General features: G+C 36.9%; 22 protein-coding genes. 21 read left to right on the top strand and 1 reads right to left on the bottom strand.

What is annotated here, in order from left to right:
• Positions 1 to 85: 85 nt before the first annotated feature.
• The 9 genes from JOD07_RS10300 to JOD07_RS10340 all read left to right on the top strand — a co-directional run bounded on the left by JOD07_RS10300 (position 86) and on the right by JOD07_RS10340 (position 11584).
• Positions 86 to 1126 (top strand): substrate-binding domain-containing protein, encoded by a 1041-nt coding sequence (locus JOD07_RS10300; RefSeq protein WP_204613884.1) that lies wholly within the window; start codon positions 86 to 88, stop codon positions 1124 to 1126.
• Entirely contained in the window at positions 1113 to 2609 is a 1497-nt protein-coding gene (locus tag JOD07_RS10305; RefSeq protein WP_158741442.1) for a sensor histidine kinase, read from the top strand. The genes JOD07_RS10300 and JOD07_RS10305 overlap by 14 nt, the downstream gene beginning before the upstream one ends.
• Positions 2602 to 4215: a response regulator gene (locus JOD07_RS10310; protein WP_158741441.1), complete on the top strand. Its 1614-nt coding sequence runs from the start codon at positions 2602 to 2604 to the stop codon at positions 4213 to 4215. Before JOD07_RS10305 ends, JOD07_RS10310 begins: the two co-directional genes overlap by 8 nt.
• Positions 4205 to 5266 (top strand): D-xylose ABC transporter substrate-binding protein, encoded by a 1062-nt coding sequence (locus JOD07_RS10315; protein ID WP_158741440.1) that lies wholly within the window; start codon positions 4205 to 4207, stop codon positions 5264 to 5266. Before JOD07_RS10310 ends, JOD07_RS10315 begins: the two co-directional genes overlap by 11 nt.
• A 172-nt stretch (positions 5267 to 5438) precedes the next feature.
• Positions 5439 to 6533 carry a sugar ABC transporter substrate-binding protein gene (locus JOD07_RS10320; protein ID WP_158741439.1) on the top strand — a complete coding sequence of 365 codons (1095 nt, stop codon included), beginning with the start codon at positions 5439 to 5441 and terminating at the stop codon, positions 6531 to 6533.
• A gap of 69 nt (positions 6534 to 6602) precedes the next feature.
• Positions 6603 to 8120, top strand: coding sequence for a xylose ABC transporter ATP-binding protein (locus tag JOD07_RS10325; protein ID WP_158741463.1), 1518 nt, complete (start codon positions 6603 to 6605; stop codon positions 8118 to 8120).
• 2 nt (positions 8121 to 8122) lie between these two features.
• Positions 8123 to 9322: a sugar ABC transporter permease gene (locus JOD07_RS10330; RefSeq protein ID WP_158741438.1), complete on the top strand. Its 1200-nt coding sequence runs from the start codon at positions 8123 to 8125 to the stop codon at positions 9320 to 9322.
• Positions 9323 to 9400: 78 nt separating this feature from the next.
• Positions 9401 to 11101: a methyl-accepting chemotaxis protein gene (locus tag JOD07_RS10335; protein ID WP_158741437.1), complete on the top strand. Its 1701-nt coding sequence runs from the start codon at positions 9401 to 9403 to the stop codon at positions 11099 to 11101.
• A 159-nt stretch (positions 11102 to 11260) separates the two neighbouring features.
• Complete coding sequence (locus JOD07_RS10340; RefSeq protein ID WP_158741436.1) at positions 11261 to 11584, top strand: hypothetical protein; 324 nt, start codon at positions 11261 to 11263, stop codon at positions 11582 to 11584.
• Between the two features lie 127 nt (positions 11585 to 11711).
• Here JOD07_RS10340 and JOD07_RS10345 read toward each other — a convergent pair whose 3' ends face one another.
• Positions 11712 to 12056, bottom strand: coding sequence for a phenylpyruvate tautomerase MIF-related protein (locus JOD07_RS10345; protein ID WP_158741435.1), 345 nt, complete (start codon positions 12054 to 12056; stop codon positions 11712 to 11714).
• A 163-nt stretch (positions 12057 to 12219) separates the two neighbouring features.
• Between JOD07_RS10345 and JOD07_RS10350 the strand changes: the two genes are divergently transcribed.
• From JOD07_RS10350 to preA, 12 genes are all read left to right on the top strand, one after another.
• The gene (locus tag JOD07_RS10350; RefSeq protein ID WP_158741434.1) at positions 12220 to 12978 is read left to right on the top strand and encodes a class I SAM-dependent methyltransferase; all 759 of its coding nucleotides are present in this window, start codon (positions 12220 to 12222) and stop codon (positions 12976 to 12978) included.
• An 89-nt stretch (positions 12979 to 13067) separates the two neighbouring features.
• Positions 13068 to 13496, top strand: a complete 429-nt coding sequence (locus tag JOD07_RS10355; RefSeq protein ID WP_158741433.1) for a bacteriohemerythrin — start codon at positions 13068 to 13070, stop codon at positions 13494 to 13496.
• Positions 13480 to 13932: a chemotaxis protein CheX gene (locus tag JOD07_RS10360; RefSeq protein WP_243144625.1), complete on the top strand. Its 453-nt coding sequence runs from the start codon at positions 13480 to 13482 to the stop codon at positions 13930 to 13932. The genes JOD07_RS10355 and JOD07_RS10360 overlap by 17 nt, the downstream gene beginning before the upstream one ends.
• 319 nt (positions 13933 to 14251) lie before the next feature.
• Positions 14252 to 15412, top strand: coding sequence for a PucR family transcriptional regulator (locus JOD07_RS10365; RefSeq protein ID WP_204613886.1), 1161 nt, complete (start codon positions 14252 to 14254; stop codon positions 15410 to 15412).
• 704 nt (positions 15413 to 16116) lie between these two features.
• Positions 16117 to 17442: an aminotransferase class III-fold pyridoxal phosphate-dependent enzyme gene (locus JOD07_RS10370; RefSeq protein WP_204613888.1), complete on the top strand. Its 1326-nt coding sequence runs from the start codon at positions 16117 to 16119 to the stop codon at positions 17440 to 17442.
• Positions 17443 to 17524: 82 nt separating this feature from the next.
• Positions 17525 to 18676, top strand: coding sequence for an iron-containing alcohol dehydrogenase (locus JOD07_RS10375; protein WP_158741430.1), 1152 nt, complete (start codon positions 17525 to 17527; stop codon positions 18674 to 18676).
• A 201-nt stretch (positions 18677 to 18877) separates the two neighbouring features.
• A complete protein-coding gene (locus tag JOD07_RS10380; protein WP_204613890.1) occupies positions 18878 to 19711 on the top strand; it encodes an ABC transporter ATP-binding protein in 834 nt (277 codons plus the stop codon).
• Between the two features lie 6 nt (positions 19712 to 19717).
• A complete protein-coding gene (locus JOD07_RS10385; RefSeq protein ID WP_158741428.1) occupies positions 19718 to 20530 on the top strand; it encodes an ABC transporter permease in 813 nt (270 codons plus the stop codon).
• Between the two features lie 13 nt (positions 20531 to 20543).
• Positions 20544 to 21434 carry an ABC transporter permease gene (locus tag JOD07_RS10390; protein ID WP_204613899.1) on the top strand — a complete coding sequence of 297 codons (891 nt, stop codon included), beginning with the start codon at positions 20544 to 20546 and terminating at the stop codon, positions 21432 to 21434.
• An 85-nt stretch (positions 21435 to 21519) separates the two neighbouring features.
• Complete coding sequence (locus JOD07_RS10395; protein WP_204613901.1) at positions 21520 to 22695, top strand: ABC transporter substrate-binding protein; 1176 nt, start codon at positions 21520 to 21522, stop codon at positions 22693 to 22695.
• 193 nt (positions 22696 to 22888) lie between these two features.
• A complete protein-coding gene (hydA, locus tag JOD07_RS10400; protein WP_204613903.1) occupies positions 22889 to 24265 on the top strand; it encodes a dihydropyrimidinase in 1377 nt (458 codons plus the stop codon).
• A gap of 4 nt (positions 24266 to 24269) precedes the next feature.
• Entirely contained in the window at positions 24270 to 25799 is a 1530-nt protein-coding gene (preA, locus tag JOD07_RS10405) for an NAD-dependent dihydropyrimidine dehydrogenase subunit PreA (RefSeq protein WP_158741424.1), read from the top strand.
• Positions 25800 to 25852 lie beyond the last annotated feature (53 nt).

The raw sequence follows: 25852 nt of genomic DNA on the forward strand, positions 1-25852 counted from the left end.
AAATTATGTTATTATTTTATAAATGACTATGCTATAATCATAATTGGGATTATTTATAATAATTAACTTTATATGAGGGATAAAAATGAGGAAAAGAGATTTGGCTATTTTTATCATTATAGGGCTGATCGTATTTCTATTTACTATGGCCATCTATTTAAGTACAGCTAATAAGTTTAAAGTAGATTCTATGGAAAAAGAAGATTTGTTAAATAAAGAAAATGTGCTGAAATATCATTTTGCAGTTATTTGTGAAAGTATGGATGAACCTTTTTGGCAATCTCTTAGGAAAGGAGCGAAAAAAGCAGGCGAGGACTTTAATGTTGCAGTAGAATTTAACGGGCCTCGTACTACGAATGTAGAAGAAGAAATCAAATATTTAGAGATCGCTATTGCATCAAAAGTTGATGGGATTATTACGCACATAAGCGATGAAGAGAAAATGACACCATATATTGATAAAGCAGTAGATATGGGAATACCGGTTATTACTTTAAATAATGATGCTCAGTCCAGTATGCGACAGTCCTATGTAGGAGTGAATAGATACAATCTAGGACTGGAGTGGGGCAAGCTTATTGCCTTAGCCGCTTCTGACAAAGATACAGTAGTAGGGATTATTTATCCTGATTACAAGAATTTTGAAAGCAATCATCATGAAATGATCTTGTTGGGGATTAATGAAAGTACAAAAAGTTATCCTAATATTCAATTTAAAATTGTCAGTGTAAAGGATTCAGAGATTTTTAGTTCAGAAGAAGCCATAAGAGAAATACTGATTAATGATGATCATGTTAATATGATTTTATGTATGAATGCTGCCGATACCTTACGGGCTGCCAAGGCAGTAGTAGATTTAAACAGGGTTGGAGATGTAACCATTATTGGATATCATGATAATCCTGAAATCTTAAACTATATAAAGAATGGCGTTATATATGGCACGATCGCAGGAGATGCCATGGGAATGGGTTATAAAAGCATCGAAGCAATGGTTGAGTTAAAAGAGAATAAAAGAACCAGTGAATTTATTACATCAAAGCTTAACGTTATTACAAATGACAATGTCCAAAAGTATATTGTTGATAAGGAAAAAAAGGAGTACTTTGAGGATGGAGAAAAGTAAGCATTTTCCTAAAAATAAAATACGAACAAGACTTATTCTCTGTTTTTTAATCACTACTACCCTTATGGGAATAACCAATATCTATGTATATATGAATGTTAATACCATTATGAAAAAGGTAGACACCATTTATGTCAGTAATATTAATTTAAATGAACTGTCTACCCTTTTAAATAATGTAGAGAGTAGCATAGAAGCATATCTTTTGACGAATAGCAGCGATAATTTAGCCTCCTATTTTAATAACTTTGAGAAGTTAAAGTTAAAATCAGAAGAATTAAATTCAAAAATAATAGATGATGAAACGGCACTTCTCGAAAAAAATATCAAATCTATGATCGAAACTTATATGGACGTAACGGATAAGGCCGTAAAAGAAAAAAGAGCAAGAAATGTAAACAGGTATGCTCTAAGTTATAAAGAAGCTGTAAAACTATATGGCTATATCAATGAGTATATTACAAAATTAAATAATATAAGGTTCCAAAATAATACAAAGCAGTATATTGTAGCGGCTTCAAATTTAAAATACATAGAGTTTTTAAATTTTACTATTATCATTTTGACTATAGTACTTAATATTATTTTAATCTTACTTATTACATATAAGATTACAAAGCCCATTATAGAATTGTCCAATGCTGCTGACAGGATTGCAGAGGGAAATTTTGATGTTCGTGAGGTAAGAGTGGAGTCTGATGATGAAATCGGGGTAATGGCTTTAGCCTTTAATACTATGGTAAAGAGCATAAAAAATTATATCTCAGAAATTCAGCAGAAAGCGGAATTAGAGGGAAAATTAAAAGAACAGGAACTCCAGAATTTATCTATGAAAACCTATCTGAAGGAAGCACAGTTAAGAAGTTTTCAGTCTCAGATAGATCCCCATTTTTTATATAATACTTTGAATGCAGGCGTGCAATTAGCCATTATGGAGGAAGCAGACAGAACAGGAGAATTTATTGAAAATGTTGCAGAGCTGTTTAGGTATACCACCAGAAAGTCGGGGAAAACAGCCACTCTTGGAGAAGAAATTAATCATGTGGAAAATTATATATATATTTTAAAGACAAGATTTTCCAGTAGGCTAAAATATGAAAAAGAGATCGATGAAAGTCTTTATAATTTGGTTTTGCCCAGTATGCTGCTTCAACCTATAGTGGAAAATGCTTTTGTCCATGGCTTAGACCAGCTGGGTGCAGGAAATACAATAAAAATTACAGTAAAAAGGAAAGTAGACAGGGCGGAAATTTGTATTAGTGATAATGGAACAGGCATGAGTGAAGAAGAAATTCAAAAGGTAATGAATAAGCGATGGGATGAAAAAGCAGAAGGGGGAATAGGGATTTCTAATGTTATTAATAGGATCAGTTTGTTTTATGGTGCAGCTGATTTATTTGAGATCAAAAGTGAAGGCAAGGGCAAAGGCACTCAGATGTATATTTACATTCCATTAGATGGGGAGGGGGAAAAACTTGCATAAAATATTGATTGCAGATGATGAGCAAATTGTTTTAGATTCGCTTCAATTTGTTATAGGGAAAAATTTCAAGGATGCAGAAATTGTATCCAGTGTGTACTCAGGAAAAGAAGCTATAGAAGATGCTGATAAGTATAGGCCTGATATTGTTATTATGGATATAAAGATGCCAGGAATTAATGGAATAGAAGCAATTGAAGAAATTAAAAAAAGTAATCCGGATACAAAATTTATATTGCTTACAGCTTTTGATAAATTCGATTATGCAAAGCAAGCGATTAATCTTGGAGTTTCTGAATATCTTTTAAAACCAGTCAATAAAACTAAAATTGTTCAGACTTTAAAGAAGGTAATGGATGAGATAGATTTGGAAAGAGAGAAAAAGAATAAAGAATTAGAAATTCGTGAAAAGATGGAAATCATTCTTCCTATGCTTGAAAATGGTTTTATATATTCCGTTATATTTCCTGATGATCATAGTACTGAAATCATGAACTATAAAACCCTCATGGGCATTCATTCAGGAGGGTACATCATGACTATTGAACTGGGAGAAGCCAGTGGAGACAGAATGAATAATAAAATAGGAGTCAGTGTTAAGGCTCATCAATTCTATTCTTTTATAAGAGATACTCTAAAATCTATAACGGATTGCATTGTAGGAGCCATGATGCTTAACCGGATAGTAGTTTTTATACCCTATGATGAAAAAGAAAATGAGTATTCAGAGAGACTATATTCTCTTGAACTTGGAGAATTAATTTACAAAAAATTAAATGAAAAAATAAAAGATATTGATTTTAAAATAGGAATAGGTTCGAATTATAAAGATCTAACGATGCTTTCCAACTCCTACAACGAATCTTTACAGGCTATAAAAAGTATGAATGATGTAGGGATAATGCATTTTAAAGATATTCCGGAAATTCATGAACTTATAGATCATAATTTGCTTTTGCTGGAAAAACAATTGGGAGAAAAAATCATCCAGGGAGATATTCCTGGAGGCATAAAGATATTTAATGATTTTTTTAATCGCTTAACCATCCTCTACGGTAATAGCCCTTTAACCATTAAAAATAAGGTTTTAGAGCAGATTTTTAAAGTGAGTCATTATATTCAAAATAATAATCAAGAGAATATGATTCAGAATAACAGAAATTATTTTGAAGAGATATTATCTATAGAAGACTATGAAGAAATCAGACAATGGAGTATTGGACAGATCACTTTTATTTCTGAAGAGATTAAGAGGATGAAAGAAAATAAAATAAGTGATGTAACCAGAAAAGCAAAAGCATTTATTAATGAAAATTTTGCGAAAGATATAAAACTTGAAGATGTATCAAAGGCGGTAAATATAAGCCCATATTATTTCAGCAAGTTATTTAAAGAAGAAACAGGGGAAAATTTCATTGATTATCTTACCAGCGTAAGAATTAGACATGCATGTAATCAGTTTAAAAATAAAGAGATCAGTATTAAGGAAGTATCTTATGACTGTGGATATAGCGATCCTAATTACTTTTGCCGTATATTCAAAAAAGTTACAGGCCTTACTCCTACGGAGTATAAGGAACGTAATGGGAGTTGGTTATATGAAGACTAAGATTATGTTAACCAGTATACTTGTTTTAAACATGGTTATTTTATGCAGCTGTCAAAAAAAGTTGGAGCCTGTAAAAGAATTATCTCATGAATCTGATAAAATCACTATAGGATTTTCCATGGATTCTTTTATGATTGAAAGATGGCAAAGAGACCGGGATATTTTTGTATCCAGAGCGAATGAACTTGGAGCAGAGGTTATAGTACAGACTGCGGGAGGGGATCTGGACGAACAGATCAAGCAAATCGAGTATTTAATCAATAAAAATGTAGATGTTTTGGTTATTGTACCACGAGATGCCAATGGCTTGGGGACAGTGGTAAATGAAGCGAGGAAAAAAGGAATTAAAGTGATTTCTTATGACCGATTGATTAAGGGGGTTCCTCTGGATTTATACATATCTTTTGATAATGAACTGGTTGGAGAATTAATAGCTGATACTTTAGTGAGTCATGTGCCACAGGGAAATTATGTAATTTTTAATGGCCCCGAAAGTGACAATAATGTTTCTTTACTAAGGAAAGGGTACTATAATGTTTTAAATCCTAAAATTCAGTCAGGAGATATTATCGTTACTCATGAATATTGGACACCCAATTGGGAACCTGAGCAAGCTGGCTATAAAATGGAAGAACTTTTAAGAAACCAAGAAAAGATCGATGCGATTATAGCAGGAAACGATTCTATTGCAACGATGCTCATTAGATTATTATCAGAAAATAGAATGGCTGGTAAAGTTGCAGTTGGCGGACAAGATGCGGAAGTGTCAGCATGCCAAAGAATTGTTGAAGGGACACAGCTTATGACAGTGTATAAACCTATTGATAAATTGGCAAGATTATCGGCAGAACTTGCAGTGCAGTTAGCGAAAGGAGAAGAAATTATTGTAAACAACGTATATGAGGATGGAGAGTATTCGATCCCATACTATGAAATTATGCCGATTGCAGTGACAAAGGAAAATATGATGGACACAGTCATTAAAGATGGATTTCAAAGGTTAGAATCAGTATACCAAAACATACCACCCAAACAGTGGCCTAAGAATTAATCGCCTTTATAGGCGATTTTTTTGTGCACAAAATAATACTATATCTAAAATATACCATTGTAACAATACTATATTTTATAGAATATTGCAAAAATCTCCAGATCGGGATGTGATATATTAATAATGTAATAAGGTCACAAAAGTGATCCAAAAATACAGGGAGGGGTTTATCGTGAAAAAAATTAAAAAGTTATTAGGAGTTATGTTACTTTGTTTGATGGTAGTTTCATCATTTACAGGCTGTGGCAAAACAAATACAAGTTCTACCGCAGGAAATACGGGAGGAGAAACAGGGACTGTTGAGGAGTCACCTAAAGAAACTGCTGAAGGCAAAAAATTGGTAATAGGATTTTCGCTTCCAACACTTCAAGAGGAAAGATGGGCAAGAGACAAAGAAGCAATGGAAAATTACGCTAAATCAAAGGGGATTGAACTTTTAGTTCAGATCGCTGATATGGACGCTCAAAAACAGGCTAACCAATGTGAAAACTTAATTTCTCAGGGAATAGATGTTTTAATATTGGCGCCTCATGATGCATCTTCAGCAGCAGCAATTGTTGAAAGTGCGAGAGCTTCCAATGTGCCAGTAATTTCCTATGACCGTCTTGTTATGGATACAGACCTTGATCTTTATATTTCTTTCGATAACGTAAAGGTAGGGGAAATCCAAGGAAAGTATTTAACAGAACATCTTGACAAAGGAAACATTGTATGGCTTGCAGGAGCACCTACAGATAACAATGCAAAACTTTTCAAGCAAGGAGCAGCAAAATACCTTCAACCTAAAATCGACAGTGGAGATTATAAAGTAATTCTTGAACAAGATGTTATAGATTGGAAACCAGATAATGCTCTTAAGATTATGGAGCAGGCATTAACTTTGGCAAACAACGATATACAAGGGGTATTGGCTCCTAACGATGGTACAGCAGGTGGCTGCATCCAGGCAATGAATGCTCAGGGTATTACAGACAAAGTAGTGATCACAGGACAGGACGCAGAACTTGCAGCAGCACAAAGAATAGTAAATGGTGAACAAGATATGACAGTATTTAAAGATACAAGAAAACTTGCAACAGCGGCATTGGATGCAGCAATTACTATGGCAAGTGGTGGAAAAGTTGAAACCAACGGTGCTGTAACCAACAATAATAAAATGGATGTTCCATCTTTACTTCTTGAGCCAGTAGCCGTTGATAAAGATAATATTGACGAAATTTTAATCGACAGCGGTTATCTTAAGAGAGAAGATGTATATAAGAATTAAAGGCTAGACAAGACATAGAGGAACGGATTTAATCCTTCCTCTATGATTGTATTGAAAGCGGGGGATAAGATGAGCGAGTACATTCTGGAAATGAACAATATAACAAAGGAATTCCCTGGAGTTAAAGCCCTGTCAAATGTTAATTTTAAGGTAAAAAAAGGTGAAATACATGCCTTGGTTGGAGAAAATGGAGCAGGCAAGTCAACGCTTATGAAGGTTTTAAGCGGAATTTATCCTGCAGGAACTTATGAAGGGGAAGTTATATTTAAAGGGCAAGTCCAAAGAATGTCTGGTATAAGAGACAGTGAAAAAATAGGGATTGCAATCATATATCAGGAATTAGCCCTGGTTAAGCAGATGAGTATTGCAGAGAATATATTTTTAGGAAATGAAATTATTAAAAAAGGTTTCATTGATTATGATGAGACTTATAGAAGAACGGCTGAAATATTAAAAGAAGTTCATTTAGATTTAAATCCGGCTACCAAGGTACTGAATCTTGGGGTTGGACAGCAGCAATTGGTTGAAATAGCAAAAGCAATTTCAAAAAATGCAGATTTACTAATTTTGGATGAGCCTTCTGCCGCATTGACTGAGCGAGAGACAGAGAATTTATTAGAGATTTTAAAAGATTTGAAATCAAAAGGGGTTACCTGTATATATATTTCCCACAAACTCAATGAAATTTTTGAAATCAGCGATACGATTACAGTATTAAGAGATGGAAAAACCGTTGCAACGATTCCTACAAATGAGATGAATGAAGATCAATTAATTGCGATGATGGTAGGCCGTGAAATCTCAGATAGATTTCCAAGAAAAGAGCATACGCCACAGGAAGTGGTGCTTGAAGTTAAAAATTGGACAGTACAGAATCCGGAAATTCCTGAAAAAGAAATTATTAAAAATGTTAGCTTTAAAGTCAGAAAAGGAGAAATTCTTGGAATAGCAGGACTTATGGGAGCAGGAAGAACAGAACTGGTTATGAGCCTTTTCGGGGCTTATGGTAAAAATGTAAAGGGCGAAATATTTTTAAATGGTACGAAACTGAACATTAAAAAACCAAAGGATGCTATTAAAGCCGGTATAGGATATGTATCAGAAGATAGAAAAAAATACGGTCTTGTATTAGGGCAAGATGTTAAATCTAATTCCTCTCTGGCATCATTGGATCGCCTGGTAAATCGTGGAATAGTTAATGATAATGAAATTATCAGACAAACCAATAAATATGTAGATGATTTAAACATTAAGACGCCTTCGATTGAGCAGAAAGTTAACAATCTAAGTGGTGGAAATCAACAGAAAGTTGTCCTTTCAAAATGGCTTATGACAGAGCCTAAAGTACTTATTCTTGATGAACCTACAAGGGGAATCGATGTGGGTGCCAAGTATGAAATTTATAATATAATGAACGATCTGGTAGACCGTGGTGTTTGTATTATTATGATATCGTCAGAACTTCCGGAAGTTTTAGGTATGAGCGACAGAATTTTGATCATGCATGAGGGAGAAATACGCGGTGAATTAGATTATAAAGAGGCGACTCAGGAAAAAGTTATGTATTATGCGACAGGAGGGAAATAACTATGACAGAACCAGCAATCAATACAAGTAGTTTATCAATAGAAACCATTAAAAAATCTTTAAAAATTAATATAAGGCAATTTTCGATGATTATCGCTCTTTTAGCCATATGGATTATATTTCAAATATTAACCGGCGGTATTTTTATAAGTGCAAGAAACTTATCCAATCTATTTTTGCAAAGTGCTGCTGTAGGTATTGCGGCCAGTGGTGTTGTATTAGTAATGGTGGCTGGGCATATTGATTTGTCCATAGGGTCAGTTGTAGGTTTTACCGGAGCAGTGACTGCAGTTTGTCTGGTTAATTTTAATATGTCTGTAGGCACGGCGCTGTTAATCACTCTTATCGTAGGGCTTATGATAGGGATATGGCATGGATTTTGGATCGCTTATAGAGGAGTACCAGCCTTTATTGTTACGCTTGCCAGCATGTTAATGTTTAGAGGAGCAATCATAGGAATTACAGGCTCTAAATCTATATCTCCCAACAATTCAACTTTTAAAGCAATCGGTCAGGGATATTTGCCTAAACTTAATGAAGGATTAAATTTCCACGATACTACAGCATTATTAGGAATCTTATTCATTATTGCTTATATAATATTAGAATTATATACAAGAAAGAAAAGACAAAAATATGGTTTTACAGTGCTTTCCAATTCTATGTTTATAGCAAAATTGATTGGTATGAGTATCGTGATTGCCGCTGTATTTTCTATAATGGTTTTATACAGAGGAATTCCCTATGCGGTTTTACTTCTTCTTGTAGTGGTTATTATATTTACAATTATTTCTAACAAGACTGCGTTTGGCCGTTATGTATATGCTATAGGTGGAAATAGGGAAGCGGCAAGGCTTTCTGGTATTGATATTAGAAAGACCAATATGATGATCTTTGTACTCATGGGACTTTTGTCTACAATTGCAGGAATTGTATATACCTCGCGATTAAATGCAGCTATAGTTGCAGCGGGACAGAACTTTGAAATGGATTGTATCGCAGCAGCTATTATCGGCGGAACCAGTACTTTAGGCGGAGAAGGAACAATTCCAGGAGCAATTATTGGAGCTTTAGTTATGGCAAGTCTTGATAATGGAATGAGTCTTATGAATCTCGGATCTTTTGAACAATATTTGGTAAAAGGACTTGTGCTTTTAATAGCTGTATGGTTTGATATAGCTACAAGAAAGAAAGCTGCTTAATTAAATTCAGGTAAGACTTTGACACCTACCGTTTGATCGGTAGGTGTATTTGTAAACAAGATTTTGGAGGAATATTTTATGAAGAAAGTAGAAAGTGAAAGTATCAAGGGGATATCTATAAAAGGGAAGCTTTTAATTACTTTCTTTTCTCTTGTTACTGTTCTTGGCAGTGTATCCGTTATTCTTCTGCTTACAGTCAATCATTTCAACAATCAATACAATCGCATTCTTGATAATATATTATTGGCCAATACTATTCCTGAAATATTAAATATACTTCCAGGTTCCCTTGAAGATTCATATAAAAACTATTCTGATTTCAGCGATTCGAAGTATAAAGAAAATCTGGAATTAGTTAAAAAAAATATTGATATCATTGAAAACAATACAAATTCAGATAGAGTAAAGTACAATGTCGGTGCTATTAAAGACCATCTTGCAACTATAGAAGAAAAGATAAAATCTGCAGAAGAAAATTTGCAGGATTCAGGTCTAGTACAGGAAAATATCAAATACATGCAAAATCTTATAGCTTTTTTTATTGAACCAGAGAAAAATACCCTTATATCCAATGAATTAAAAAGCAGTGAACTTATCAAGGATCAAATAGAAAAGGAATACCGGTTAATCAGTATTATGGGTATTGTTGCGTTAATTTTATCAATTACCGGTTCAAGTATTGGGATTACAATAATTTCTGGTAATATTAATAAATCTATTAAAGACATTGGTAATAATGCCAAAGCTATTGCAGAAGGGGATTTAACAGTCAACCCCCTGGTGATTCGCTCAAAGGATGAATTAAAAAGTCTGGCAGAAGCTTTTAATAACATGTTAAAAGGTATCAGAGGAATTATAGAAAAGGTAACTTCGGTTAGCGTCTATATATGTGAAATGTCTAATACCTTAAAAAATAATGTAGAAGAAAACAGCAGATCAGGAGAACTCCTTACTGCTTCTATGGAATCTGTGACAGGAGGAATTAAAGAACAAAAAAGAGAGGCACAGAATACAATGAATACGGTGAGTAAAATGTATGATGTGTCTCAAAAGATTTGTAACAGGGCAGAGGAGATTTTAGAAAATACTGCAGTCTCTGTAAGATTAGCATCCCAAGGGAATATTTGCATTCATAAGTTTGTAGAAAAGATTTCGAACATAAATAGTGTAATGGATAGCACCCTAAAAATCTCAGAAGAGCTTAAAGAGAGTTCAGATAAGATGACTGGCATTATTAATACTATTTCAGAAATTGCAGACCAGACCAGTCTTTTAGCTCTGAATGCATCTATAGAGGCAGCCAGGGCAGGAGCAGCGGGGAAAGGATTTGCAGTCGTTGCAGAAGAAGTTAGAAAACTTTCAGAGCAAACATCTAAGTCAACTCAGATGATTAAAGAATTAATTGATAATTTTCAAAATCACACAATAGCTATAAATCGCAAAATGCATGAAAATATGAAAGAAATTGAAGAGGGGAATAAAATTACTTTAGAAGCAAAAGAATATTTTGATAAAATAGAGCAAGAAGATAAAATAGTCAATGGCAATATTGCAGATATAACTCGTGACATTAATGAATTTATGCAATCTATTGAAAAAGTTAAAAGCAGTATGAAAAATGTTCAGGAAGTCATAGATGTATCTGTACATGCCAGCAATGATATATATGCTGCTTTAACAGAGCAGCAAGCAAGTCTTATTGAAGTTACAGAATTAGCCACAGTCTTGGCAAGTTTAGGAGATCAATTAAATGAAGCAGTATGCAGGTTTAAAATTTAAATTTCATTCCATAATAAGGTGATAAGAAGTAATTGATGGAAGTCGTTGTTTGTAGTAGAATAGAGCCAAGTTTTTAGAGCGGATCGATGGTATGGCAATATGGTATAAGAAGGTGCATAAAGGAAAAGGGGTAGGAAGTAAGTTTTAAGGAGGAAGCATATGATGGTATATTCCATTATTATGATGATTGCGGCAGTATTGCTTTTGATTTGTGGAATAGCTATTCAAAAAGGGAATACGGATTTGATTCATGATTATCATCGATCAAAAGTAAAAGAGTCAGATAGATTAGAATATGGCAAAGCCTTTGCGAAAGGTATTTACTTACTGGCATTCACTTTATTGCTTAGTGGAAGTGTTACTTTGATTGGAGAAGATACAGCCATTGTGGTTATATCCGTGGCAGTACTCTTGATTGGAATGCTTATATCATTTATGGTTTTGGGAAAAGTACAAAAAAAGTTTAATGGCGGATGGTTTTAAAGGTTAAAAATTAAAGGTTCCCAGATTTTCGGCAAGTATAACCGATTGATGGGAACCTTGTTTTATTATTCTTGGATATTAAAGTAAAGGCAAGCTGTTAATCTTGCATCCATGAGTGTTTTAAGCATTAGAAGTTGCTTCCGTTCCAGCCCCAGTTTGAAACTTCTTCATATTTTACATAGATGCAATCTGGCTGGATGTTAAGTTCATCACGAAGAATATTGGTAATTTCTCTTGTGAGATGGTTATAGGCATCCCTTGATGCTTTGCCAAAAAGTTTTACTTCTACAAAGGCTAAAGGTTTGTCATTTTTGCCTTTAAAATATAAATTGCTTTCGTCTTCAAAAGCAACCATGAGCCAATTTTCGCTCTTTCCAGGCAGTAATTCAATGGCTTTTCCAAGCTTGGTTTTAATAGCTTCAGACTGATCCTTGCTTAGTTTTACATTCGTTTTTGTGCTTATATATGGCATGATCATCATCCTTTCATGTCATTATTTGTGTTTTTTGACATTATATCAAATATAATTATACCACACATACGGATGTTGTGATATACTATACATAATAAGTTATTGCTGAAAAATCAAACAAATTTTTATTTTCAGAAATTAACGCATTGGGAGGTGAAGACTTATGACTGTAGAAGAAAAACTCGCAAAATCCTTGACGGCTGAATCCGTAGAGCTTATACCATATCTGCCGTATTTATTGCAGGATTTATGGGAGTTGGGGGCATCACCAAAGGATATAGTGGAAATGATTACTAGACATATTCCTGTATCCAAAGAAACAAAAGTGCTTGATTTGGCATGCGGCAAAGGAGCAGTAAGTGTTAACTTAGCCAAGGAACTTGGCTGCTTGGTAAAAGGGATTGACCTTATTCCGGAGTTTATTGATTTTGCAGTTCAAAAAGCGCAGGAATTTGGCGTGGGAGAATTGTGTGACTTTGCAGTAGGAGACATCACAGAATTGGTTAAGACTGAAAAGGACTATGACATTGTTATTCTTGGAGCAGCAGGCGACGTTTTGGGAAATTCAGAAGAAACAATAAAGTTACTGAAAAAGACAGTAAAAAATGGTGGTTATATTATTATTGATGATGCATATGGCAATGATGAAAGCAACCCACAATATCCAACTAAAGAGCAATGGCTTGAGATATTTGATAAAACAGGAATAAAGCTGATAGAAGATAAGGTTATTGATGATGATGAAATAGCCAGACTTAATGATGAACAGCAGAAATGGATCATAAAAAGGGCCAATGAATTAAAAGAAAAATTCCCGGAAAAGGTATGTCTTTTTGATAGTTACATACAGACCCAGCAAGATGAATGTAATGAGCTTGAGAACGAAATATCTGGAGTAACAATGCTCCTTAAAGTTATGTAGGAGATAGAGAGAAAAGATGGTAAAATTATTGTATTATACGCACAAGTGATTTAAATTTTAAATTAATAAGAGAAGGGAATAGTGGTATTATGCTTTGGAAAGATGCCTATGAATTGGGGGTTCCACAGATTGATGCGCAGCATAAAGAATTATTCAGGCGTGTAGAAGCATTTTTGCAGGTAGTGCGATCAAAGGATGCCTGGGAAGAGAAGCTTCCCAAGATCAATGAAACGCTGGAGTTTATGAAAGGATATGTCGTAGAGCATTTCCGAGATGAAGAAGAATACCAGAAAAAGATTAATTATCCTGGGTACGAAGCACATAAGCAAATACATATAGGTATGGTGGATTACGTTCTGGAGGTTTCTAAGCAATTTGAAGAAACCAATTATAATGAAAACTTGGTGCAGCAGTTCGGAGGGAAACTGCTTTCATGGTTGATTAACCATGTAGCCGCCGAAGACCAACGGATTGCAGATTATGCTAAAAAGGAAGAGGTGAATGGAAATGGTAGATGAGCTTTATAAAGCTTTTGTGGATTCAACATACAATGTTTTTAATCTGATGTTTAATATTTCAGATATTTCTGTTCACTCGACTGAGAATTTTACATGCGATGACGAGATAGATATTGTAGTTGGTATTGTAGGAGAACTTCAGGGAGAAGTGACTTACCGATTTCCGGTTGCCACATCTCTTAGCATGGTAAATATCATGAGTGGCATGGAGTTTGAGGATGTGGATATTTTCGTGACTTCTGCCATATCAGAGGTTGCCAATATCATTAGTGGAAATGTTGTTACCGCACTTTCTGATCATACTAAGAAATATGATATCTTGCCTCCTGTGCAGGGTAAGCCTGATGATTCTAAAGAATATGAGATCGAATCGAGTTGCTGCGTTTCCACATCCATCGGTGGAATTTGCCTTAAAATAGGACTCAATTCGGCCTGATATCATCAATATGCCTTAATGAATCTAAGATGAAAGGTTTCCAGACTTTCGGTAAGTATAACCGATTGATGGAAACCTTATTTTTTTATCTCTTTACTGACTGAGGTTTAGAAAGAATTAAGATATTCAGTTGTATCAACGTATTTGCATATTTAGTCTGTCATGATATGATATATGTATACCAATAATGGATATAAACTTTACATATGGAACGAATTTCAACAAACCTTAAATAACATTGATAATGTAGTACTAATCGAAAAAACTTAATTTTAAAATCTATATGTTCAGTCGACATGAATGTTGGGGTGAGGTGATTATGTCTGTAACGGTGAAGAAACTTTGCAAGAATAGTGAGTTCTTGTATAATATGAAGCTTATTGCTGGTCATAATGGCTTAAATAATCTTGTTCAATGGGTTCATATTATTGAAGACAGTGATGTAATTTCTTTCCTTCATGGAAATGAGCTGATTTTTACTGCTGGTGTATTAAACAATAAAAAAGACTGGCTGTTGAATTTTACTGTTAAGCTGAAAGAAGTAAATGCCAGTGCATTTGTTGTCAATCTGGGGCCTCACATTAAAGAAATAGATGAGCAAGTTATCGATTTTTGCAATAAGGAAAACCTTCCGCTTTTCACCATACCCTGGGAAACAAGAATGGTGGATATGACAAGGGATTTCTGCCACAGAATATTCAATGATCTGCAAATGGAGAATGATCTGACGACAACCATTAAGAATATTGTATTTAATGTTGGAGATCCGGAAGCTCAGATTATGCATCTTGAAAGATATGGTTGCCATCGGGACAGTATGCTTTGCTTTATAAGTATAACCGTGAGCAACCTTGGTGATGCAAGCTTTGAAGATTACGAACGGGAGATTAAAATGATTGTAGAGAAGATTGCCAAAAGCATGCATGAATTGTATATATCCTTTTTATATGGGGAGAGTTTAATTTTAGCCCTTGTAAACTATACAGATACAGAGATCGAAGCCTTCGTTAAGGAGTTCTTTAAAAACATCAGCAGTAAATTAAAGCACTTGAATATTCATATGGGGATTAGTCCTAATCAACCGGGCATGGATAACCAAAATAAAAATTTTGAAAAAGCCATTTCTGCTATGAAGATGGCTTGCAATCTCAAGGAAAATTATCTGTACTATGATAAACTTGGAATTTACAAAATCCTATATGCCACCAACGACAAAGGTGTTTTAAGTAGTTTCTATAATGATACCATCGGAAAACTGGCTGCTTATGACAAACAGAATAAGACAAATTTTACAGAACTTTTACGGATTTATCTTGAGAATAACGGGAGTATTCAATTGGTATCAGAAAAATTGTATGTCCATAGAAATACAGTATTAAATCATCTCAAGAAAATCGAAAGTATTGTGGGAATCAATCCTTTGGAACTGGAAGGACGCGTTAACCTTTACATAGGGTTTTACATAAAAGACATTTTGTAATATTTTAACAAGGCTTATGAGGATTATATGAAGTAGGATATGTAAAAATTATCTGGAACTCATATGACGATAATACATATTTGTGCAGAAGCACAGAAAGATAGATTTTTAAGAAATGATTTAACGATTATGATTGTGCAAGACTGTCGATCATAAAATTCATGATAATTTGTCCTGAGTTGACGAATACGTTATTATCATGAAAAATACGATGTTTATATTGGTTGTATTTAATTATTATAGTAGCAAACATGGCGAAAAATGAAGGATTGCATTTTGATAATTTCATTCGATTACAGATATAATGATGATCATTAACTTAAAAATTTGGATTTTAAGCGGATTTATGAATATTGGGATTATATAACTGCAAAAACCTCTAGGATACTTTAATTATTAAACGGTTTTTTGTAAATTAATGGATATAAGTGTGCATATGCACAAAAATATTTGGGAGAGTGTTAATTGCAATATCATATGGTTTTGATTTATAATAAACCCAAGTTAAAAAATTAGATTAAAAAGCGATGGGGCTTTAATATAAATGGAGCTTCATCTTTTTTTATTTTACAGATCTGTAGATCAACATAAAATGCACTGGTGCAATTCTCAGGGTTATAAAATCTGACATGTACAAAGATAAATTTGGATTTTGTTCATTAAATGAAATATTTATTTGAATGAAGTAGAAATGGAGCGATAACATGAATGGTGAAGAAATTAAATTGACATTAAAAAAATATAATCTTCAATCATGGAGCAAGCAGAAATATATAGATCCTATTCCTGTGGGAAAAGCATCAGGCATATACTTTTGGGATTATGAAGGGAATCGCTATTCTGATATGTCGTCACAGCTGGTGAATTTGAATCTTGGTTATGGCAATAAAGAGATAGAAGATGCAATCAAAGTACAAATGGAGAAGTTTTGTTTTATCGGACCTTCATACGGTGCTGAGTCCAGAGCGAAGTTGGCAAAGAAAATCATTGACCTCATGCCCGACAATATGGGCAAAGTCTTTTTTACCAATGCAGGAGCTGAAGCTAATGAGAATGCTATTAAAATTGCAAGAATGTATACTGGTAAATTTAAAATATTCAGCCGCTATAGAAGTTACCACGGATCTTCCTTTGGTTCCGGAAATCTTACCGGAGAACCCAGAAGATTCGCATTGGAGCCGGGCATTCCCGGATTTGTAAAGTTCTTTGATCCTTATGTTTATAGGGAAGCCATTGTATTTCAGTCAGAAGAAGAGGCTGCAAAATACTATCTCACAAAACTGGAAGAACAGATTCAGTATGAGGGCCCCCAGTCAATAGCAGCAATTGTTCTGGAGACCATTACAGGTTCCAACGGCGTCATCATTCCTCCTAAAGGTTATTTGCCGGGAGTAAGGGCTTTGTGCGATCAATATAATATTTTAATGATATGCGATGAGGTGATGACTGGTTGGTGCAGAACCGGTAAAATGTTCGGATTTGAACATTTTGATGTAAAGCCCGATATAGTTACCTTTGCTAAAGGTGTTACCTGTGGGTACATACCGCTGGGAGGCGTGGCGGTATCAAGTAAAATCGCCGAATACTTCGATGATCATTTATTATCCTGCGGGCTTACATACAGCGGACACCCTCTGGCTTGTGCAGCAGGGGTTGCATGTGTGGAATATTATGAAAAGCACAATATAGCAGATCAAGTAAGTGAAATGGGAAAAGTTCTGGGTGAGATTCTGGAGGATCTTAAAGAAAAGCATCCCTGTGTGGGAGATGCCCGTTATATAGGTTTATTTTCTGCAGTAGAGCTGGTAAAGGATAAAGCAACGAAAGAGCCTATAGTTCCTTATGGTAAAGATCCCGACGGCATCATGGGAAAAATTCTTGGCAAGCTTAAAGAACGCAGCTTTATGACCTATACCCATGAAAATATGATTCTTATTGCACCTCCGTTGATTATCACTGAAAAACAGTTGAGGGAAGAAATGGTTAAGCTGGATGAAGTGCTGAGTGTTGTAGACAGAGAATTTATTTAATATTTAGGGATATATAGGTAAAGCAGTTATTAATCATGTTTAATACTTATCAGTTGCCGAAGGATCTGGGAAAGGAGGCAGTATGGCTTATAAATTCAGACTACCAGGACAAACATTTATTGGTCCTGACGGGCTTAAAGGAAGCGAAGCCGTTATAAAAGATTTTGGTAAAAAAGCTTTTATAATTAGCGGCAAAAATGTCAGTAAAACAGATGCGATGAAAACCTTGGCAGATACTCTTTTAAATTGCAATATTGACTGGGTGCTGTTTAACGAAATCACCGGAGAACCTACAGTGGAAATGATTGAGGCAGGGGTTAAAAAGTATAAGGAAACTGGCTGTGATTTCGTTATTGGAATAGGTGGCGGAAGCCCTCTTGACAGTGCAAAGGCAATAGCTGCCATGTCGGTATTGGAAGGACGCATTTCGGACTATATGGGTAAGGAGATAGAAGGAGATTTTCCACCGATGGTTCTAATACCTACAACTGCCGGCACCGGCTCCGAAGCAACCAAATTCGCTGTCATTACCGATACGGAGAGAAATATAAAAATGCTGCTTAAAGGGGACGCGTTGATTCCAGATTTGGCAATCATTGATGCCAGATTTACCATTACGGCGCCTCCTGTTATTACAGCATCAACTGGAATGGATGCTCTGACCCATGCTGTTGAAGCCTATACATCCAGAAGGGGAAATCCTCTTACGGATATGTATGCACTAAGTGCCATCAAAAGGATTTTTACTTTTTTACCAAGAGCTTTTGATGATGGCAGGAATCTCGCAGCAAGAGAAGAGATGGCTTTGGCAGCATACGAAGCAGGGGTTTGTATCAACAATGCTTCCGTAACTCTGGTGCACGGTATGAGCAGGCCTGTAGGAGCATTGTTTCATGTGCCTCATGGATTGGCTAATGCAATGCTGATCAAGGAATGTCTGTCCTATGTACTGGATGGTTGTTATGAGAGATTTGCCGCGATCGGCAGAGTAATCGGTGCAGCAAATGACCAATCTGGCGATCAGGAAGCAGCTAAGGCTTTTATTGAAAGATTATCGGAGCTCTGCCAATATTTAAAAATACCTACTCTGAAGGAATATGGGATTAGCAAGGGTGAGTTTGACCGAGTAAAAGTCAAAATGGCAGAGGATGCCATGGCAAGTGGAAGTCCGTCTAATACAATAAAAGAAGTTACCAGGGCGGACCTTTTGGAAATATATAATCGACTGTGGTGATGCGATCTACGAAAACTTATATAAAGATTTGCTTTTACTGATTACAATGGTGTAAAACAAATCACTTTGCAATTGGATTGATATGAAAATCTTTTTATATATAAAGATTTTTGAAAGTTTACAATGGCGTAAAACCTGAGGGTTTTACGCCATTTTTTCATTTTATGGGCAAAATACGTGGCAAAGCAGGAGGGATTTAGTATGTTTCAAGCTGAAAAAGCAAATGTAAATTACGATAGAAATTTAGCTTCTGATCCAGATGAATTTAACACTGGAATCATAATTAAAAATTTATCAGTGAAGTTTCCGGATAAAAATGGCGGTGAACCGGTGGAAGCCCTTCGAAACGTTAATCTGGAAATAAAGCCAGGAGAATTTGTTTCATTGGTAGGACCTTCAGGCTGCGGAAAAACAACCCTGCTTCGGACAATCGCCGACTTGCAGCAGCCAACGACCGGAACCATATCCATTGGAGGTTTGACACCCCGTGAAGTAAGACTTCAGCAGAAATTTGGCATCGTTTTTCAGAATCCCGTTTTATATGAATGGCGTACGGTCAGAAGAAATGTCTGCATGCCCATGGAGATTATGGGAATTCCTAAACCGGAACGCACAAGGCGGGTGAGTGAGATGCTTGAATTGGTTGGACTGTATGATTTTGGGAAAAAGCATCCCCATGAACTGAGCGGGGGCATGCAGCAGAGAGTCGGTATAGCCAGAGCCCTGGCACTCCGTCCCAAAATACTTCTTATGGATGAGCCTTTCTCTGCCCTTGATGAATTTACCAAAGAAAAATTACATCTGGATTTGCAGAACATTTGGCGCAAAACCAGGAAAACTATTATTTTCGTTACCCACAGTATGCAGGAAGCAGTGTTCTTGTCAGATAAAGTAGTGGTTCTTTCACCTCATCCTGGAAGAGTTTCGGCTGTTGTGGACATTAATCTTCCAAGGCCAAGAGGATTGGAGATTAAAGATACTGTAAAATTCAATGCACTGGTTTCAAAAGTAAGAAACAGTTTTGAGGGGGTATAGGCTCGAATGAACAGAGTAAAAAGAGTTTTATCCTCAAAGCAGATCGTTACCTTTGTTTGGGTTATTGGTTTGATTATGGCGTGGGAGATTGGGGCAACTGTGGTACAACAGACGAAAAGAACACCCGAATATGTCCTCCCTCACATCTACCAGATTATTGATTCAGTATTCAGTCCAAATCTTGTAAACGGCAGTCAGACAGCTGCACAAATTGTACTCAGCAATGCAGCAGTGACATTGGTGAGGGCAGGAATTGGTTTTATCATCGGAAGCGTCATTGGTTTTGTATTGGCTTTACTTATGAATATGTTTCTCCCTGTTGAAAAAATTGCTTTTCCATATCTTATGATCATTCAGATGATTCCTATTTTGGGTATGGCCCCGATCATTCTGGCGATCACAAAGGATATTGATAAAAGCAGAATTGTCATTGCAGCCATATTGACTTTTTACCCTGTAGCCACCAATACTTTGGCTGGGTTTAAGGCTGTAGAAAAAGAAAAACTTGAACTGATGTATTCTCTTGCAGCAAAGAAGGCAGATGTTTATAAGAAGCTCTTTATTCCATCCAGCATTCCTTATTTCTTTACAGGCCTTAAAATATCCGCTCCCATGGCAATTACGGCTTCCATTCTGGTGGATACGCTCCAGGGTGGAGGTGGACTGGGATGTATGCTCTCCCAATCTTTAAAACATGCCATGAGTATTTACGTATTCTGGCAAATAGTATTCTTCAGTGCTATCATCGGAATTTTAAGTTTCTATCTGATGTCTGCCATTGAAAAATTGGTCTCGCCCTATAAAAAAGTCGGAAGATGAGGAGGGGTATGGTATGGAAAACGGATATTTGAACACCAAATCCAATTTCCTGAATGTAAAAACATCTGAGGGAACAGATCCCAATCAGGTGAAATCAAGAAGCAAACCCGAATTAAATAAAGATGGAGTTACAACGGTCATTTATCCTGTTTTGTTTGGAGTTTTTATCCTGCTTCTTTGGCAAACACAGTTATTGCACAAAATTCTGGGTACCGATACCTTTACGCTTCCCCTGCCTGGGCGAATTATCAATATCATACTCGGCAATATACCTGAGATATTAAAAAATGTTCAGGCTACTGTTATTGTAGCTGCAGGCGGGCTGGTACTAGGCTCGGCATTGGGATATTTACTTGGAATTGTTGCTATGGCGTTTCCCCAATGGGGGTATGGAGGTATTTCCATTGCATCCGCTTTTACTGCTGTACCTATTGTGGCTATAGCACCTATATTAAATAATTTGACCAAGGATTTTAGTGATGATCCCAATGCAAGAAGTATGCTGGCAAAGACCCTTGTGGTTATGATTACTTGTACAGTCTCCATGAGCATCAATGCCTACAGAGGCTTTACAGAGTTAAAGCCCTATTCACTGGACTTGATGAAATCCTATGCGGCAAGCCCAATGACAGTGTTTCTCAAACTCAGAATGCCCAATAGTCTCCCTTATGTATTTACGGCTTTGAGAGTCAGTGTTCCGACAAGCATTATCAGTGCATTGGTCAGTGAATATTTTGCGGAATATATCATAGGTGTTGGGCGTCAGATTCGAGAAGGTATTGTTCTGGCTCAATATGCAACGGCCTGGGCCTATATCATAGTTGCCTGCGCCATAGGCATACTGATGTATGCCATATTGTTAATTGCTGAAGGGATTATACTAAAAGACCGACGAAACCGCTAATTTTCAATTAAACTGGGACAGCACAGACTGTTTCCGGTATAACAATATATTTAGTTGATCAACAGATCGTAAGGAGGGTTAAATTATGAGAAGATCAAAGTTATTAGCTATTTTACTGATGAGTGCCATGATCTTAGCTTCTTTTGCGGGATGTGGCCAATCTATCAAGTCAGCAACTACTACAAGTGAGGTAAGTAGTGAAGTAAGCACGGATGAAGCAGATTCTCCATCTTCTTCTGACAGTGTTTCCGAGAGCTCAGGCAAATATTATGATCCAACAGATTCTGTAGAAAGTATTATCAAAGATGCTGCCAGCAAAGGCAAAGTAGGAAACTGGGGACTTGGAAATGAGTATGAAGTACAGGCCCTTTTGGCCAAATATGGTCAGCCCATCACTTTCTTAAGTCAGGCTTTTGATATGGATGGTTTTGACAATGACACGATATTGCTTGCTTCTGCCATGACATACAACGAGCTGGGACTGGTTAAAAACAGCTATGAAGGCGGATATGGCTATGGTGACCAGGTTGGTATTATTGATATGAACGATGAAGGTGTTGCCATGCTTGAGGATAACATCTTCTGTACAAGGGAGTTTGCACAAAAGCATCCCAATACTGTAAAAGCTTTTCTTTATGCTTCCATGAAAGGTTGGGAATATGCCTGCCAGAATCCTGAAGAAGCAGCGGAAATTGTCTATAAATATGGTTCTTCGGTATCTGGCGACCATCAGGCTTATATGGCTTCCGAAGTGAAAAAGCTGGTTGAAACCGATACGACAGGCGCTCCTGTAAAAGACTACGGAAACATGGACGAAAAAGCCATGCAGCAAACCCTTGACCTTGCAAAGCAATATATTCAGCTGAGTGATCCGGACGCAGCCAAGAAGTTGCAGTCCATGACACTGGATGATATCCGTGATGCTTCTTACATAAAAGAAGCCATGGCTTCAGACGGAAAATTTGGCGAGCTTGAAAAGACATCGGTATCTATTCAGCTTAAGTGGCTTCCACAGGCTCAGTTCATGGGGTATTATGTAGCACTGGATAAAGGGTTTTACAAGGATGTGGGACTGGATGTTACCATCATTCCCGGCGGCGGAGACATCGGAGAAACCACGGCAGTCTATACCGGCCAGGTTGATTTTGGCGTTACCTGGGTATCCAACCTGATTGCCGCCAATGCAGGAGGAATGGATCTTCTCCAGATTGCACAGGTATATCAAAGATCAGGACTGGTACTTGTTTATAAGTTGAATTAAATTTTTAAAATTCGGGATTGTATGATATCCGATATGCCTGAATTGGGTAATTGCTTGGAACACCTGATTCAGGCATGATTCATTAACAAGTACATGAAGTTTATAAGGATGCGAACAGTTTTGCAGGACAGTAACACAAAATAAAAGATTGAAGTTTTATGTTCGGATATTGCATGGATAGGAGGTTGATAGAATGGATTTATTAATTAAAAACGGTACTGTTGTTACTGAAAGTGAAAGCTTTATTGCAGATATTGCAGTGAAAGACGGGAAAATTGCTTTAATAGGTAAAAATCTTCCTCTGGAAGCTAAAAAAATTGTCAATGCCGCGGGGAAATATGTATTACCCGGTGCCATCGATGTGCATACCCATCTTGCTATGCCCTTTGGCGGAACGGTATCAGCTGATGGGTATTTATCCGGTACGAGGGCGGCAGCTTGCGGCGGTGTTACTACCGTATTTGATTATCCCATGCAAAGAAAAGGCAAGGGGATCCTGGAAACCGTTGAAGAACGACTGAAGATGTGCGCTCCACAAGCTTGCGTGGATTATGCTTTTCACTGTATTATTACTGATCTTAATGAAGGAAGTTTGCTGGATGAATTTCAGGCGGCTGTTGATTATGGTATAACTAGTTTTAAATGTTTTTTCGTGTACAAGAAAGAAGGTATGATGGTTGATGATGGCACATTTGTAAAGGTACTGTTAAAAGCTAAGGAAGTGGGGGCTATTACTAATCTTCATGCGGAGAATCCGGATATCATTGATATGAATATTGAGCGATTCTTAAAAGAAGGAAAGACATCAGCCTGGTACCATTATCTTAGCAGACCCGAATTTGTTGAGGCAGAAGCCGACAAAAGGGCTATTCATTGGGCAAAAACCTTCGATACTCCCCTGTACATCGTTCATCTTGCCAATAAGGAAGGGGTGGAGGCAGCAGCAGCTGCGAAACTGGAAGGCTACAACATATTTGTGGAAACCTGTCCTCAATACCTCGAATTTACCTGTGAAGTTTATAAGCGGGAAGACGGCAGAAACTTTGTCTGCTCACCGCCAATTAAAGGGCAGGAAAGCCAGGATGCATTGTGGGCTGCTATCAAAAACGGGACTGTTGACGTGGTTGCAACAGACCATTGCCCATTCCAAAGTTACGAAAAAGACTGGGGAAAAGATGATTTCACAAAAATACCCAATGGCTGCGCAGGGATAGAGAATCTGTATCCCTATATGCTGTCTAAAGCAAACGAAGGCAAGATTACCTTCAATACTGCTGTAAAATTATGTGCAACCAATCCGGCCAGAATTTTTGGCTGTACTGATAAGGGATCCATTACAGTGGGCAAGGATGCGGATATTGTAATTTATGATCCTGATCAGGAGTTTACGATATCAGTAGACAATATGCACTCGGATTATGATCATACCATATGGGAAGGGGTAAAACTCCACGGTTATCCTGTACAGACCTATGTGAGGGGAGAATTGGTTTATGATCATGGTAATTTTGTAGGCAAACCCGGATTCGGAAAATTCATCAAACGGGAGCCGAGAATCAGAAAGGGATGATTGCATGGGAGAAGTTTTGTATAAAGATATTTCAATTATTGAGGAAGCAAGCGGTTGTTTGCTGTGCAACAATGCGCCCTGTACCAAAGCCTGCGCTTATGGCCTCGAAGTTGACAGCATCATTCGGTCGGTTCGATTTGAAAATTATCTGGGTGCGGCTGCCAAAATACCTGAAAATATACCTTGTGCGGGCTGCGAGACAAAAGATTGCATGAAAGCTTGCTTAAAACAGAAAATCAACAGGCCTGTGGATATCGATGAAATCATAGTCAGTACATCGTCCTATGGGAAGGTAAAGTCAGAAGATGTAGATTTATCCATTGAATTTTGTGGAGTAAAATGTGAAAATCCCTTTTTCTTGTCTTCCTCAGTGGTGGGAAGTAATTATGAAATGGTGGCCAAGGCTTTTGATATGGGTTGGGCCGGAGTGGCCTGCAAAACCATAGGAACTTTTGCAGCCAAAGAGGTTTCACCCAGGTTTGAGGCATTGAGAAAAGAAGCAGTTCCTTTTATCGGGTTTGAGAATATTGAACAAATTTCAGAACTATCTTTGGAAGTGAATCTCCAATATTTAAGACAGCTGAAAATGGATTATCCCCATAAAGTTATTATTGCTTCCATCATGGGTCAAAATGAGGAAGAATGGACATACCTTGCAAAGCTCATGACTGATGTTGGAGTGGATATTATAGAGTGTAATTTTTCCTGCCCGCACATGGCGGCAAATGGCTTGGGATCAGATGTCGGGCAGAATCCTGATCTGGTCGCTGAGTATACCAGGGCTGTCAGAAAGGGTACCCACCTCCCCGTTCTGGCAAAGATGACGCCAAATCTTGGCAATATGGAGATTCCAGCCATTGCCGCCATAAAAGCAGGAGCTGATGGAATCGCTGCCATCAATACCATAAAGAGCATTATCAAAGTCGACTTGGACAGTTTTGCTTCCGCACCGGAGGTCAGGGGAAAGACCAGTATAGGGGGATATTCCGGAAAAGCTGTTAAACCTATTGCACTTAGGTTTATTCAGTCCATGAAAAGCCATGGTGAACTGAAAGACATTCCCATAAGTGGCATGGGAGGCATTGAAACCTGGAAGGATGCTGCTGAGTTTATGGCATTGGGGTGCGAGACCGTACAGGTGACAACCGCTGTCATGCAATATGGTTATAGAGTGATTTATGACATGATTGAAGGGATGAAGTATTACCTGAGTACCCATGGATATAAAAGTATAAAGGAAATCGTTGGAAAGGCACTTCCGCAGATTGTGCATCCTGAAAATCTTGACCGAAGCAGCATTTGCCTTCCCAAATTTAACCGAAGCAAATGTCTTGGCTGCGGCAGATGTTATTTATCGTGCTATGATGGGGGGCATCAGGCTCTGATTCAAAATCATGCCACCAGGAAGCCGGTATTGATTATTGAAAAATGTGTGGGCTGTCATTTATGTGTTACAGTGTGTCCTGCACAAGCCATTTCACAGGGAATCAGAATGCCTAAAAAAGCTGAGGATGAATTGTGCAAGGCGCAGTGAGGATTTATTTATAAATCATTAAGAGTTGCTTAAATATTTCAAATGAATTTTCC

Origin of the sequence: Defluviitalea raffinosedens (assembly GCF_016908775.1) — a bacterium.
In the GTDB taxonomy this organism is placed as follows: Bacteria; Bacillota; Clostridia; order Lachnospirales; family Defluviitaleaceae; genus Defluviitalea; species Defluviitalea raffinosedens.